The following is a 13,730-nucleotide window of genomic DNA, read 5'->3' on the forward strand; positions in this document are numbered from 1 at the left end:
GCCGCGCGGTCGGCGCAATAAGGAGCAGCGCTATTCCGGGCGTATCTGCCAGAGGGTCGGAAGCCTTCGGCCGGCGTGCCTTTCAGGCGGTTTTCCAATATCCCGAATCGGCACGCACGCGGTGCCGGTCCGGGTGCTGACCGGATTTATTGTCGAACTACAGTCGCCCCACGTTACGTGATTCCCCAACTGGAGGCGACATGAGGACAAGGCGACGAACCGCGGTGCTCGCGGCGACGCTGGCGTTCGCGGCGGCATGGGCCGGCGGCGCGAATGCGACGGAAAAACCGGAAGAACTGATGGTGCAGAAGATGCCGCCCTGGCATCCGCACGAGGTCTATATCGTCGACATCTCGATGCCGTCGATGACCGACGGACGCATCTACGTGTACGACGCCGATGCGAAGAAACTGCTGGGCCAGATCGACGGCGGCTTCGGCCCGGGCCTCGCGATCTCGCCGGACCGCAAGACGAGCTTCGTCGCGACGACGTACTTCTCGCGCGGCTCGCACGGCACGCGCACCGACGTCGTCGAGATCACCGACAACACGACGCTCGATCATGCGGGCGAGATCGTGATTCCGGCGAAGCATGCGCAGCACGTGCCGTCGCCGTACAACACCGCGCTCAGCGCGGACGGCAAGCGGCTGTACGTCGCGAACATCACGCCGGCCGCATCGGTGACGGTGATCGACGCGGTCTCGAAGAAGGTGCTGTCGGAGATCGACACGGCGGCCTGCGTGCTCGCGTATCCGTCGGGCAACGACCGCTTCACGGCGCTGTGTGAAAGCGGCAAGGCGCTGACCGTCACGCTCGACGCGAACGGCAAGGAAACGAAGCGCACGATGTCGGATGCGTTCATCGACGTCGACAAGGATCCGGCGTTCGTGAACGCGTCGCGCTACAAGGGCGACTATCTGTTTACGACCTACGGCGGCAACGTGCGCAGCGCGGATTTCAGCGGCGACAAGCCCGTGTTCGGCAAGCCGTGGCCGCTGCTGACGGACGCCGAGCGCGCCGAAGGCTGGCGCCCGGGCGGCATGCAGCAGACGGCCGTGCAGGCGAAGCAGAACCGCTACTACGTGCTGATGCACAAGGGCGGCGACGGCTCGCACAAGGACCCCGGCACGCAGGTGTGGGTGGTCGACCTGAAGTCGAAGCAGCGTGTCGCGCGCTGGGATCTCGCGCAGCAGAAGATCGATCCTCTCGTGTCGATCCAGGTCAGCGAGGACGACAAGCCGCTGTTCTACGGGCTGACGGCGACCTCCGACCTCGTCGTGATGGATGCGCGCACGGGCAAGCTGCAGCACGTCGAGAAGCAGATCGGCAATACGTCGTCGCTGCTCGTCAACCCGTGAGGCCGCGATGACGCTCGATCCCGTACTTGCCACCAGCGCGCAGGCCGGCGCTGCCGTCGTCGTGCTGCTCGGTGCCTTCGCGAAGATGCGGCGGCCCGCCGCGTTCAGCCAGGCACTCGCCGGCTACCGGCTGCTGCCCGACGCGCTGACCGCGCCCGTCGCGTTCGCGATTCCGTCCGCAGAAGCCGTCGGCGCGGCGGCACTGCTGTTTCCCGATACGCGCACGGCCGGCGCGATCGGCCTGATCGCGCTGCTCGTCGCCTTCGCGGCGGCGATCGCGATCAATCTCCTGCGCGGCCACACCGACATCGACTGCGGCTGTTCCGGCTTCGCGGCCGCGCGAGCGGATGCGCCGCGCGGCATCGGCTGGCTGCACGTCGGTCGCGCGCTGCTGCTCGCCGCGCTGGCCGCGACCGCGCTCGTCGAGCCGGGCGCGCGCGCGGTCGTGTGGTTCGACTACCTGACGCTGTTCTTCTCCGTGCTGCTGATCGTCTGCGCGCTGCTCACCGTCGACGTGCTGCTCGTCAACGTACCGCGCCTTTCCCACCTGAGGAATTCATGATGCAAACCGCTCTCACCGTTTCCACCGCCCTGCTGTGGGTGGCCGTCCTCGCGCTCGGCGCGATCTGTCTCGCGCTCGTGCGCCAGATCGGCATCCTGTACGAACGCATCATGCCGGCCGGTGCATTGATGATCGACAAGGGGCCGGCGGTCGGCGCGATCGCGCCGGCGTTCGAACTGACCGACATTCGCGGCTCGCAGGTGAAGGTCGGCGGCATCGATGCGTCGGGCAAGGCGACGCTGCTGTTCTTCCTGTCGCCGACGTGCCCCGTCTGCAAGAAGCTGCTGCCGCTGCTGCCGTCGCTGCAGGCGAGCGAATCGACGCCGGTGAACATCGTGCTCGCGAGCGACGGCGATATCGACGAACACACGCGCTTCGCGCGCAAGCACGACCTCGGGCGCTTCCCGTACGTGCTGTCGCAGGAGCTCGGCCTCGCGTACCAGATCGGCAAGCTGCCGTATGCGGTGCTGTTCGACGAAACCGGCACGGTGCGTGCGAAGGGCCTCGTCAATACGCGCGAGCATCTCGAGAGCCTGTTCGAAGCGAAGGAGCGCGGCGTCGCATCGCTGCAGCAGTTCGTGCACGGCGATCACAGCCACGACGCGCACGCGCAGCACGCATGACCGGCCGACCCTCTTTCAACGTCAAGGGAGAACAACGACATGGGCCTGTTTGATTCATGGTTCGAGCGGTCGGCGCGCGGCGTCGCGCAGCACAGTTCGCGGCGCAGCGCGATGGCGAAGCTCGGCAAGGTACTGGTGGGATCGGCGATGCTGCCGCTGCTGCCCGTCGATCGCACCGCGTATGCGGCCGATGCGGCGTCGGGCGCATCCGGTGCCGCCGCCTCGGGGGCGAGCGACGACCCGATGAGCTGCGACTACTGGAAATACTGCGCGATCGACGGCTGGCTGTGCAGTTGTTGCGGCGGCACGTCGAGCAGTTGCCCGCCGGGCACGACGCCTTCGCCGATCACGTGGATCGGCACCTGCCGCAATCCGCACGACGGTTCGGACTACATCGTGTCGTACAACGATTGCTGCGGCAAGACGTCGTGCGGCAAGTGCTTCTGCAACCGCAACGAGCGCGAGAAGCCCCTGTACAAGCTGTCGTTGAACAACGACATCAACTGGTGTATGGCGAACGGCAATTCGAATTACCACTGTTCGGTTTCGGTTCTGTTGGGGGCGGCGAAGCAATGAAAGTGAAGCAAGCAGGAAAGATCGCAGTCGCGTGCATGACGGCCGTGGCGGCCTTCGCGTTGCCAGGCGCCGCCCGCGCGCAGGAAGCCGTGCATTACCCGGCCGGCAAGAGCCTGTTCGACGCGCAGTGCGCGGTGTGCCATCAGGCGGGCGGGAAAGGGCAGGACGGCCTCGCGCCGCCGCTGACCGAGTATCCGGGCAAGTATGCGACGGCCGAGGCAGGGCGTGCGCAGCTGGTCGCGACACTGCTGCACGGGATGTTCGGCGAGATCAAGGTGCACGACAAGCGTTACAACTTCAAGATGCCGTCGTTTGCGAGCGCCAGCGACGACGACATCGCGCGCGTGCTCAATTACGTCGTGTTCGATCTCAACGCGCAGCATGGCGACGCGAAGCCGTTCACGGCGGCCGACATCCGCGCGGCGCGCGCGAAGGCGATGGACGGCACGGCCGTTCATGCGCAACGCGACGTCGTCGTCAAGGGGCTCGGCCTGTGAAGGTTGCCCGTGCATCCCGCGCTTGCGACGTCGCGCCGCGCACGCGGCGCGCGGCGGCATCGTGGTTCGGCAACCTGTCGCGCCACCTGTCGTCGCTGCTGATGCTTGCCGGGGCGGTCGTCGGCCTGACCGCGGCACCCGCGCATGCGCAAGGCACGGCCGACGCGGCGCTCGCGCGGCAGCACTGGGTGCTCAACTGCATGGGCTGCCACACGGCCACGGGCGGCGGTATTGCCGGCAAGGTGCCGCCGCTCGCGAACTCGCTCGGCTATTTCACGCATCTGCCGGCCGGGCGCGAGTACGTGATGCGCGTGCCCGGCGCATCGAACTCGGCACTGTCGGACCAGGACCTGGCCGACGTGCTCAACTGGGTACTCACGACCATGAACCGCGACGCGCTGCCGCGCGACTTCAAGCCCTATACGGCCGCCGAAGTCGCCGCGCACCGCCGTCCTGCCTATTCCGACGTCGCGACCGTGCGCGCCGGCCTCGTCCGCGCGTTGCAGGCACGCGGGGTCGACGGCGTCGTGGATCGCTACTGACCGACCCATTCAGGAAATCGAGGAAGAACGAAGATGGAGACAAACCAGAACTTTCCGCTGCTCGACGCCACGCGCGCGTTTCTCGCGAAGCCGAAGAAGATGCTGATCGGCGCCGAGTGGAGCGACGCTGCGTCGGGCCGCCGGCTCGACGTCGTGAATCCGGCCGACGGCACCGTGCTCGCGCGTGTGCCCGAAGCGGACGAGCACGACGTGCAACGGGCCGTCGCGGCCGCGCGGCGCGCATTCGATGCGGGGCCGTGGCATACCGCGAAGACCACCGACCGCGAGCGTCTGCTGCTGGCGCTCGCCGACCTGATCGAAGCGAATGCGCGCGAGCTGGCCGAGATCGAGTCGCTCGACAACGGCAAGCCCGTGATGGTGGCGCAGGGGCTCGATGTCGCGATGGCCGCGCAGTGTTTCCGCTACATGGCCGGCTGGGCGACGAAGATCGAAGGCAGCGTGATCGACGCGGGCATGCCGTACATGCCCGACAGCGAGATCTTCACCTACACGCGCAAGGAGCCGGTCGGTGTGGTCGGCGCGATCATTCCGTGGAATTTCCCGCTGCTGATGGCAGCGTGGAAGCTCGCGCCCGCGCTGGCCACGGGCTGCACCGTGGTGTTGAAACCCGCGGAAGATACGCCGCTGAGTGCGTTGCGCCTGGGCGAGCTGATCCAGGCGGCCGGTTTCCCGGACGGCGTCGTCAATATCGTCACCGGCTACGGTCATACGGCCGGCGCCGCGCTGTCGCGCGATCCGCGCATCGACAAGATCGCGTTCACGGGCTCGACGCAGACGGGCAAGACGATCGGCCACGCGGCGCTCGACAACATGACGCGGATGTCGCTGGAACTCGGCGGCAAGTCGCCGGTGATCGTGCTGCCCGACGTCGATCCGGACAAGGCCGCACTGGGTGTGGCGAATGCGATCTTCTTCAACCAGGGGCAGGTGTGCACGGCCGGGTCGCGCGCGTACATCCACACGAAGGTGTTCGACGACGTGATCGGGCGCGTAGCGAAGATCGCCGCGAGCCTGAAGATCGGCCCGGGGATGGATCCGTCGACGCAGATCGGCCCGCTCGTCTCGGCGAAGCAGCGCGAGCGCGTGTGCGGCTATATCGATTCGGGATTCGGCGAGGGCGCGCGCGCCGCGGCGGGCGGCCGCGCGATCGACGGCCCGGGCTTCTTCGTCGAGCCGACCGTGCTGGTCGATACGACGCAGGCGATGCGCGTCGTGCGCGAGGAGATCTTCGGGCCGGTGCTCGTCGCGATGCCGTTCGACGACGTCGACACGGCCGCGCAGCTCGCCAACGACACGCCGTACGGCCTCGGCGCGAGCATCTGGTCGAACGACCTTTCCGCGATTCACAAGCTGATCCCGCGCATCGCCGCGGGCACGGTGTGGGTCAACTGCCACTCGCTGCTCGACAACGCGATGCCGTTCGGCGGGATGAAGCAGTCGGGTTTCGGCCGCGAACTCGGTCGCGCGGTGATCGACCAGTACACGGAAAGCAAGTCGGTGATGATGAACTACGCATGAGCGTAGCGGCGGGTGCGTGCGTTGCCGCCACGTCGGCCGCGCGCGCATGCCGCAGGCGGGCCCATCCGGATCTGGGCATCGCGGCCGGGCGCCGGCGGCGGGCTGCTGCCACGCGCCGATCCCGTTCGGCGCAGGCGCGCTCGACCTGAAGCATCCGCTCGATGCGGCGCCAGGCGGTGCGCAAGGCCAGCCGGCCGGGTCGAAGCACGACATCCGAGCGCACGCGCGAACGCAACGAATACCACGAACGCCACGAACGCATCACGCACGAACCAGCACCACGCCGAGAATGAGGCACGCCGCACCGGCCAGGCGGATCGGGCTGGCCGAATGCTGCTGGATGCCGAGCACACCGAAATGGTCGAACACGAGCGCGCCGGTCATCTGCCCGACGACGATCAGCGCGAGCGTCGTCGCGGCGCCCAGTCGCGGCACCATCAGGATCGCGATGCCGACGAACACCGCGCCGAAGAATCCGCCGGTCCAGCTGAACCACGACCCCGCATCGGCGACGGTGCCGCTCAGGCGAGGATGCGGGGATAGGAGTGCGACGGCGAGCATCGCGGCCAGGCCGACGAGGTAGCTGACCGACCCGGCCCACCATGGCGAGCCGAGCTGCGCGCGGAGGTTGGCGTTGAGCACCTGTTGCAACGCCACGCTGATGCCGGCGGCGACGGCCAGCAGATACGACAGGAGGGTAGTCACGAAGAGGGCGGCTCCGGCGATGTGGCCCGTGACGGCGGTTCCGGCACGGCAGGCTTCCATTCTGGGAAGCGCGACGGTATAACGCAAATATCAAATCGGGCGCTTATCCATCTCGTTTCGGCATGCCATCCCTGAGGCAAATTCAGTACTTCCTGACCGTGGCCGATCTCGGCGGCTTCACGCCGGCCGCGAGCGCGCTCCACGTCGCGCAGTCGGCGCTGAGCCGGCAGATCGGTCAACTGGAAGACGAACTGGGGTTCGCGCTGTTCGACCGGGAGCCGAGGGGCGTGCGGCTCACGGCGGCCGGCGCGATCTATCGCGATCGCGTCGCGTCGATTCCGGCGACCCTGGCTGCCGCGGCCGAGGAGGGCGCACGGTTGTCGCGCGGTGAAGCGGGCGTATTGCGGCTCCTGCATTCGAGCACCGTTCCCGTCGGCAGCCTGATGCCGGTGCTCGAGCGTTTCATGAGCGCGTGCCCGGGTGCGCGGATCGATCTCGACCGCGCGTCGTCCGAGGATCAGGTGCTGGAGATCGCGAACGGTAACGCCGATATCGGGATCGTTCGTGTGCCGGTGCTGCGCCGCGATCCGCGCGTCCGTTTCGTCGAGCTCGCGGCCGAGCGCTTGTGCGTGGCGGTGGCGGCCGATCACCCGCTGGCGGGCCGCCGGCGCACCGCGATCTCGCGGCTGCGGCACGAGCCGTTCGTATCGGCCGTGCATCGGGAGCGGGGCGGGCTGGCGCGCGTCGTGATCGACCTTTGCCTGAAACGGGGATTCGTGCCCGCGACCGCCCGGATCGTGTCGCCGAAGACGTCGATGCTGAATCTCGTCGCGGCCGGGCAGGGCGTGGCGATTGTGCCGGAACGGATGGCGAGCCTCGGCATCGACGGGGTCGTCTTCGTGCCGATCTCGGATGACGATGCAAAATCGGCGTGCGCGCTGGTGCTGCCGGTCGAGCCGACGGCGCTGGCGGACGCGTTCGTGCGCGTGATCGCAGCGGGAAGCGCGCGGGACGATGCCTGACGGGCACCCCGTGCGTCATCCCGCCGGATAAAAAAAACGCCAACCCGTCGAAACGGGCTGGCGTCGTGCTTCCGGTATGGCGACGATCAGAACTGGTTCATCGTGTTGTCCTTGCCTGCCGCCTTCAGTGCTGCTTCGCCGCTGAAGTATTCCTTGTGGTCGTCGCCGATGTCCGAGCCGGACATGTTCTGGTGCTTCACGCAGGCGATGCCCTGACGGATTTCCTTGCGCTGCACGCCGGCCACGTAGCCCAGCATGCCCTGGTCGCCGAAGTATTCCTTGGCCAGGTTGTCGGTCGACAGCGCGGCGGTGTGGTACGTCGGCAGCGTGATCAGGTGGTGGAAGATACCTGCTTCGCGCGATGCGTCCGCCTGGAACGTGCGGATCTTCTCGTCGGCCAGCGTGGCCAGTTCCGTCTCGTCGTACTCCACGCTCATCAGCTGAGCACGGTCGTATGCCGACACGTCCTTGCCTGCCGCCTTCATCGCGTCGTACGCCTGCTGACGGAAGTTCAGCGTCCAGTTGAACGACGGGCTGTTGTTGTACACCAGCTTCGCGTTCGGGATGACCTTGCGGATCTCGCTGACCATGCCGCCGATCTGCGCGATATGCGGTTTTTCGGTTTCGATCCACAGCAGGTCGGCGCCGTTCTGCAGCGACGTGATGCAGTCGAGCACGCAGCGCGCTTCGCCCGTGCCGGCGCGGAACTGGAACAGGTTGCTCGGCAGGCGCTTCGGACGCAGCAGCTTGCCGTCGCGCTTGATGACCACGTCACCGTTGCCCAGCTGGTCGGCCGACAGTTCTTCGCAGTCGAGGAACGCGTTGTACTGGTCGCCCAGGTCGCCCGGCGTGTTGGTCACGGCGATCTGCTTGGTCAGGCCGGCGCCCAGCGAGTCGGTACGGGCCACGATGATGCCGTCGTCCACGCCCAGTTCCAGGAACGCGTAGCGGATCGCGCGGATCTTGGCCAGGAAGTCCTCGTGCGGCACGGTGACCTTGCCGTCCTGGTGGCCGCACTGCTTCTCGTCGGACACCTGGTTTTCGATCTGGATACAGCATGCGCCCGCTTCGATGAACTGCTTGGCCAGCAGGTACGTGGCTTCCGCGTTGCCGAAACCGGCGTCGATGTCGGCGATGATCGGCACGACGTGCGTGACGTGGTTGTCGATCTTGTCCTGGATCGCGGCCTTCGCGGCGGCGTCCTTGGCGGCATCGAGTTCGCGGAACAGGCCGCCCAGTTCACGCGCGTCGGCCTGGCGCAGGAACGTGTAGAGCTCGCGAATCAGCGCGCTGACCGAGGTCTTTTCGTGCATCGACTGGTCCGGCAGCGGGCCGAACTCGGAGCGCAGCGCGGCGACCATCCAGCCGGACAGGTACAGGTAGCGGCGTTCGGTGCTGTTGAAGTGCTTCTTGATGGAGATCATCTTCTGCTGGCCGATGAAGCCGTGCCAGCAACCCAGCGACTGCGTGTACTTGGACGGGTCGGCGTCGTAGGCGGCCATGTCGGCACGCATGATCTTCGCGGTGTACTTGGCGATGTCCAGGCCCGTCTTGAACTTGTTCTGGGCACGCATGCGGGCGGCGTACTCGGGGCTGATCGCATTCCACGCGCTGCCGTGGTTTTCCTTCAAACCGGCAACTGCCTTGATGTCGTCTTGATACTGGGCCATGTCAATCTCCTGGGAGCAAAGCGCGTTTGAGTAACTGGTTGAGCGTGCCCGCTACGTCTGTCGCAGCGAACTGCATGGGATAAATAGTAACGCCGCCCGTTGAGCTTTTGGTGATGTCTTATATAAGACATAAGACATTATTTTTTGTTGTTTTTCAATGGGTTACGTTGCTGTTTTTGCGATGCAAAACAAGTTTTCAAGCGGCGAAAACGCGGCGGCGCGGGAAATTGGCGTGGATTCCGCAATACGAAACGCGCTTTCGGCTGCTGGAGGCCGGGCCAGCTTCACATGCGTCCATGACACCCGTTCGTCGGTGCGGCGTGCGCGTGCCGGGCCAGAAGCCGCACCGGCGCTCCGTTTCGTCCTGGCGGAACCCCAAGCATCGCGCCGCACGTGGACAAGCTGAATTCCCCCGCAATACGCGCAAGAACCCCGTCCAACAAGCCTTTCAAGAAACCTAGTGGTTTCCACTCATAGTCGCAAACAGTCAAGAACAGGTCGCCGCCGGTCTTCTCGCGACCAATATGGCTCGTTACTTTTACTCCCACGATGCAGGTCGGCGCACACCCCGCGCACCGGCTGCCACGAGTCCAACAGGGAGGAACCGAACCATGAAGTCGACGAAGATTGCCGCGCTTGCCGCGGCCGTGCTGGCGACCGGCGCGTTCACGCATGAGGCATGGGCCGAAACGGATGCCGCGACCTGCCGCACCGTGCGTTTCGCGGATATCGGCTGGACCGACATCACGTCGACCACGGCGCTCGCGTCGACCGTGTTCGAGGCGCTCGGCTACAAGCCGACCACGACGATCGCGTCAGTGCCGATCTCGTTCGCCGGCCTGAAGAGCAAGCAGCTCGACGTGTCGCTCGGCTACTGGTGGCCCGTGCAGCAGAAGCAGCTCCAGCCGTTCCTCGACAGCAAGTCGATCAACGTCGTCGAACCGCCGAACCTGTCCGGCGCGAAGGCGACGCTTGCGGTGCCGAGCTACGAATACCAGGCCGGCCTGAAGACCTTCGAGGACATCGCGAAGCACCGTGCGGAACTCGACGGCAAGATCTACGGGATCGAGCCGGGCAGCAGCGCGAACGCGACGATCCAGAAGATGATCGACACGAACCAGTACGGGCTCGGCGGCTTCAAGCTCGTCGAATCGAGCGAGGCCGGGATGCTGGTGACGGTCGAGCGCGCGATCCGCGAGAAGAAGTGGGTCGTGTTCCTCGGCTGGGAACCGCATCCGATGAACATCCAGCTGAGCATGAACTACCTGTCCGGCGGCGACGCGGCGTTCGGCCCGAACTACGGCGAAGCGCGCGTGTACACGCTGACGGCGCCCGACTTCATCGCGCGCTGTCCGAACGCGGGCAAGCTCGTCACGAACCTGCGCTTCTCGACGCAGCTCGAGAACCAGCTGATGCAGTCGGTGATGAACAAGACGAAGCCGGCCGACGCCGCGAAGGCGTACCTGAAGAAGAACCCGCAGGTGCTCGATCCGTGGCTCGCGGGCGTCAAGACGTTCGACGGCAAGGACGGGCTGCCGGCCGTGAAGGCGTATCTCGGCCTGTGACGGCCCGCGCGCCGCTCTCGGCGCGCCCTGACGAAACACCCGCAATGCGACACAACCCGAGTCAAGCGAGGCAACCAGCATGAACCACGAAGTCATCATCACCTGCGCCGTCACCGGCGCGGGCGATACGGTCGGCAAGCATCCGGCGATTCCGGTCACGCCGAAGGAGATCGCGGCCGCCGCGATCGAGGCCGCGAAGGCCGGCGCGACCGTTGCGCACTGCCACGTGCGCGATCCGCAGACGGGGCGCGGCAGCCGCGATCCGAACCTGTACCGCGAAGTGGTCGACCGCATCCGCTCGGCCGACGTCGACGTGATCATCAACCTGACGGCCGGCATGGGCGGTGATCTCGAGATCGGCCCGGGCGAGGACCCGATGCGTTTCGGCAAGGGCACCGACCTGGTCGGCGGCCTCACGCGCCTCGCGCATGTCGAGGAGCTGCTGCCCGAAATCTGCACGCTCGACTGCGGCACGCTGAATTTCGGCGACGGTGACTACATCTACGTGTCGACGCCCGCGCAATTGCGCGCCGGCGCGAAGCGCATCCAGGAACTCGGCGTGAAGCCGGAGCTGGAAATCTTCGACACGGGCCATCTGTGGTTCGCGAAGCAACTGCTGAAGGAAGGGCTGCTCGACGATCCGCCGCTGTTCCAGCTGTGCCTCGGCATTCCATGGGGCGCGCCGGCCGATACGGGCACGATGAAGGCGATGGTCGACAACCTGCCGCCGGGTGCGCACTGGGCGGGCTTCGGGATCGGCCGCATGCAGATGCCGATGGTCGCGCAGGCGATGCTGCTCGGCGGCCACGTGCGCGTCGGCCTCGAAGACAACATCTGGCTCGATCGCGGCGTGCACGCGACCAACGGCACGCTCGTCGAGCGCGCGCGAGAGATCGTCGAACGGCTCGGCGCCCGGGTGCTGACGCCGGCCGAAGGCCGCCGCAAGCTCGGCTTGCCCGCACGGGGCGAGCGTCTGCTCGAACGCCGAGCGGTCGCCGAGTTCGCGTGAGCGGCTGCGCCGACTGACCGACATGACGCGGCGGCACGCCCAGCGCGGCCGCCCACCGATTTCCCCTGATTTGAAGGATGCGTTGACATGGCTGTGAAGACCGACATCAAGACGTTCGCCGCCATCGGCACCGGCGTGATCGGCAGCGGATGGATTTCCCGCGCGCTCGCGCACGGTCTCGACGTGGTCGTCTGGGACCCCGCGCCGGGCGCGGAAGAACGGCTGCGCGCGAACGTCGCGAACGCGTGGCCCGCGCTCGAGCGCGTCGGCCTCGCGCCCGGCGCCGATCCCGCGCGGCTGCGTTTCGTGGAGACGATCGAAGCGTGCGTCGCCGATGCCGATTTCATCCAGGAAAGCGCGCCCGAGCGCGAGGCGCTGAAGCTCGAACTGCACGAGCAGATCAGCCGCGCGGCGAAACCCGACGCGATCATCGCGTCGTCGACGTCCGGCCTGCTGCCGACGGATTTCTACGCGCGGGCGACGCATCCGGAGCGCTGCGTGGTCGGCCACCCGTTCAATCCCGTCTACCTGCTGCCGCTCGTCGAGGTGCTCGGCGGCGCGCGCACGTCGCCGGAAGCGGTCGAAGGCGCGATGGAGATCTATCGCAAGCTCGGCATGCGGCCGTTGCACGTGCGCAAGGAAGTGCCGGGTTTCATCGCGGACCGGCTGCTCGAAGCGTTGTGGCGCGAGGCGCTGCACCTCGTCAACGAAGGCGTCGCGACGACCGGCGAGATCGACGACGCAATCCGCTTCGGCGCGGGCATCCGCTGGTCGTTCATGGGCACCTTCCTGACCTACACGCTCGCCGGCGGCGACGCGGGCATGCGACACTTCATGCAGCAGTTCGGCCCCGCGCTCGAACTGCCGTGGACGAAGCTGGTCGCGCCCACGCTCACCGATGCGCTGATCGACAGCGTCGTCGAAGGCACGACCGAACAGCAGGGCACGCGCAGCATCAAGGAACTCGAGCGCTATCGCGACGAGTGCATCACCGAGGTGCTGAAGTCGATCGCCGCGGTGAAGGCGCGGCACGGGATGCGATTCGAGGACTAAGGGACTAAAGGACTGAAGGCGATGACCGGCGATACCCCGCTGACGATATACCGCGACGTGGTGCGGCCCGAATGGGTCGACTACAACGGCCACCTGCGCGATGCGTTCTACCTGCTGATCTTCAGCTTCGCGACCGATGCGCTGCTGGATCGCATCGGCCTCGACGACGCCGCGCGTCGCGAGCGGGGCCGCTCGGTCTACACGCTCGAAGCGCACGTGAACTACCTGCACGAGATCAAGGAGGGCACGCAGGTGCGTGTCGATGCGCGCGTGCTGGCGCATGACGCGAAGCGGCTGCACCTGTATCTCGAGCTGTTCGCGGACGGGCATGACGATGCGGTATCGGCGAGCGAGCAGATGCTGCTGCACGTCGATACGCGCGACGGCGCGAAATCGGCGCCGTTCGACGACGACGTGGCCGCACGCGTGGCCGGGCTGCATGCATTGCAGCGCGATTGCGCGGCGCCCGCGTATGCGGGCCGCGTGATCGCGTTGCCGCCGCGCCGATAGCGGGCGCGAACCTTCAAGCGCGGAGCGCACACGATGCTCGAACCGGAAATCGCGGCGTTCGTCGCTGCCGTCGACGCGTGGTATCCGGCCGACGCGGCCGTACGCTCGCCCGTCGAGCAGCGCCGCCTCTACGACCGCTTCGCGGCCGAGTGGACGCCGGCCGCGCTGCCGGCCGGCATCGTGCAGCAGGACGCCGTCTGGCAGGCGCCCGACGGCCGCGCGATCGCGCTGCGGCGCTACACGTCCGCGCAGGGTGCGCCGCGCGGCACGGTGCTGTTCTTTCATGGCGGCGGCTTCGTCGTCGGCTCGCTCGACAGTCATGCGCTGATCACCGCGCAACTGGCGGCCGATACGGGGCTCGACGTGATCGCGGTCGACTACCGGCTGGCGCCCGAGCATCGCGCGCCGGCCGCGCTCGAAGATTGCCTGGCCGTCACGCGCGCCGCACGCGACGCGCGCTGGCCGTTCGGGCCGTGCGCGCCTCCGCTGACGCTCGCGG

The 13,730-nt window shown here is 67.1% G+C and carries 15 protein-coding genes; 13 read left to right on the forward strand and 2 right to left on the reverse strand.

Annotated elements, in window-relative coordinates:
* Positions 1–200: 200 nt before the first annotated feature.
* From DPV74_RS21000 to DPV74_RS21030, 7 genes are read left to right on the forward strand one after another with little or no spacing between them, the layout of a single operon-like run.
* Positions 201–1,358: an amine dehydrogenase large subunit gene (locus DPV74_RS21000; RefSeq protein WP_119337889.1), complete on the forward strand. Its 1,158-nt coding sequence runs from the start codon at positions 201–203 to the stop codon at positions 1,356–1,358.
* A 7-nt stretch (positions 1,359–1,365) separates the two neighbouring features.
* Positions 1,366–1,920 carry a MauE/DoxX family redox-associated membrane protein gene (locus DPV74_RS21005; RefSeq protein ID WP_119337890.1) on the forward strand — a complete coding sequence of 185 codons (555 nt, stop codon included), beginning with the start codon at positions 1,366–1,368 and terminating at the stop codon, positions 1,918–1,920.
* Positions 1,917–2,543 (forward strand): methylamine dehydrogenase accessory protein MauD, encoded by a 627-nt coding sequence (gene mauD, locus DPV74_RS21010; RefSeq protein ID WP_119337891.1) that lies wholly within the window; start codon positions 1,917–1,919, stop codon positions 2,541–2,543. Before DPV74_RS21005 ends, mauD begins: the two co-directional genes overlap by 4 nt.
* A 39-nt stretch (positions 2,544–2,582) precedes the next feature.
* Positions 2,583–3,119: a methylamine dehydrogenase light chain gene (locus DPV74_RS21015; protein ID WP_021161464.1), complete on the forward strand. Its 537-nt coding sequence runs from the start codon at positions 2,583–2,585 to the stop codon at positions 3,117–3,119.
* A complete protein-coding gene (locus tag DPV74_RS21020) occupies positions 3,116–3,616 on the forward strand; it encodes a cytochrome c (RefSeq protein ID WP_119337892.1) in 501 nt (166 codons plus the stop codon). Before DPV74_RS21015 ends, DPV74_RS21020 begins: the two co-directional genes overlap by 4 nt.
* Complete coding sequence (locus tag DPV74_RS21025; protein WP_060349656.1) at positions 3,613–4,158, forward strand: cytochrome c; 546 nt, start codon at positions 3,613–3,615, stop codon at positions 4,156–4,158. Before DPV74_RS21020 ends, DPV74_RS21025 begins: the two co-directional genes overlap by 4 nt.
* Before the next feature lie 33 nt (positions 4,159–4,191).
* Positions 4,192–5,697, forward strand: a complete 1,506-nt coding sequence (locus DPV74_RS21030) for an aldehyde dehydrogenase family protein (protein WP_119337893.1) — start codon at positions 4,192–4,194, stop codon at positions 5,695–5,697.
* Positions 5,698–5,958: 261 nt separating this feature from the next.
* On the opposite strand, the gene DPV74_RS21035 is transcribed toward DPV74_RS21030, so the two are convergent.
* The gene (locus DPV74_RS21035) at positions 5,959–6,402 is read right to left on the reverse strand and encodes a DMT family transporter (RefSeq protein ID WP_059698543.1); all 444 of its coding nucleotides are present in this window, start codon (positions 6,400–6,402) and stop codon (positions 5,959–5,961) included.
* A gap of 122 nt (positions 6,403–6,524) precedes the next feature.
* Between DPV74_RS21035 and DPV74_RS21040 the strand changes: the two genes are divergently transcribed.
* Positions 6,525–7,424 (forward strand): LysR family transcriptional regulator, encoded by a 900-nt coding sequence (locus DPV74_RS21040; RefSeq protein WP_119337894.1) that lies wholly within the window; start codon positions 6,525–6,527, stop codon positions 7,422–7,424.
* Positions 7,425–7,510: 86 nt separating this feature from the next.
* On the opposite strand, the gene DPV74_RS21045 is transcribed toward DPV74_RS21040, so the two are convergent.
* Positions 7,511–9,094 carry an isocitrate lyase gene (locus DPV74_RS21045; protein WP_021161457.1) on the reverse strand — a complete coding sequence of 528 codons (1,584 nt, stop codon included), beginning with the start codon at positions 9,092–9,094 and terminating at the stop codon, positions 7,511–7,513.
* Positions 9,095–9,705: 611 nt separating this feature from the next.
* On the opposite strand from DPV74_RS21045, the gene DPV74_RS21050 reads away from it, so the two are divergent.
* The 5 genes from DPV74_RS21050 to DPV74_RS21070 all read left to right on the forward strand — a co-directional run.
* The gene (locus tag DPV74_RS21050) at positions 9,706–10,659 is read left to right on the forward strand and encodes a choline ABC transporter substrate-binding protein (protein ID WP_059698393.1); all 954 of its coding nucleotides are present in this window, start codon (positions 9,706–9,708) and stop codon (positions 10,657–10,659) included.
* A gap of 79 nt (positions 10,660–10,738) precedes the next feature.
* Entirely contained in the window at positions 10,739–11,668 is a 930-nt protein-coding gene (locus tag DPV74_RS21055; RefSeq protein WP_119337895.1) for a 3-keto-5-aminohexanoate cleavage protein, read from the forward strand.
* Between the two features lie 87 nt (positions 11,669–11,755).
* Positions 11,756–12,721, forward strand: a complete 966-nt coding sequence (locus tag DPV74_RS21060) for an L-carnitine dehydrogenase (RefSeq protein WP_021161453.1) — start codon at positions 11,756–11,758, stop codon at positions 12,719–12,721.
* 21 nt (positions 12,722–12,742) lie between these two features.
* The gene (locus tag DPV74_RS21065; RefSeq protein WP_021161452.1) at positions 12,743–13,231 is read left to right on the forward strand and encodes a thioesterase family protein; all 489 of its coding nucleotides are present in this window, start codon (positions 12,743–12,745) and stop codon (positions 13,229–13,231) included.
* Positions 13,232–13,264: 33 nt separating this feature from the next.
* A partial coding sequence (locus tag DPV74_RS21070; RefSeq protein ID WP_162923099.1) for an alpha/beta hydrolase fold domain-containing protein occupies positions 13,265–13,730 on the forward strand: 466 nt, incomplete at its 3' end.

This window comes from Burkholderia sp. HAN2018 (assembly GCF_024704855.1).
Lineage (GTDB): Bacteria > Pseudomonadota > Gammaproteobacteria > Burkholderiales > Burkholderiaceae > Burkholderia > Burkholderia cepacia.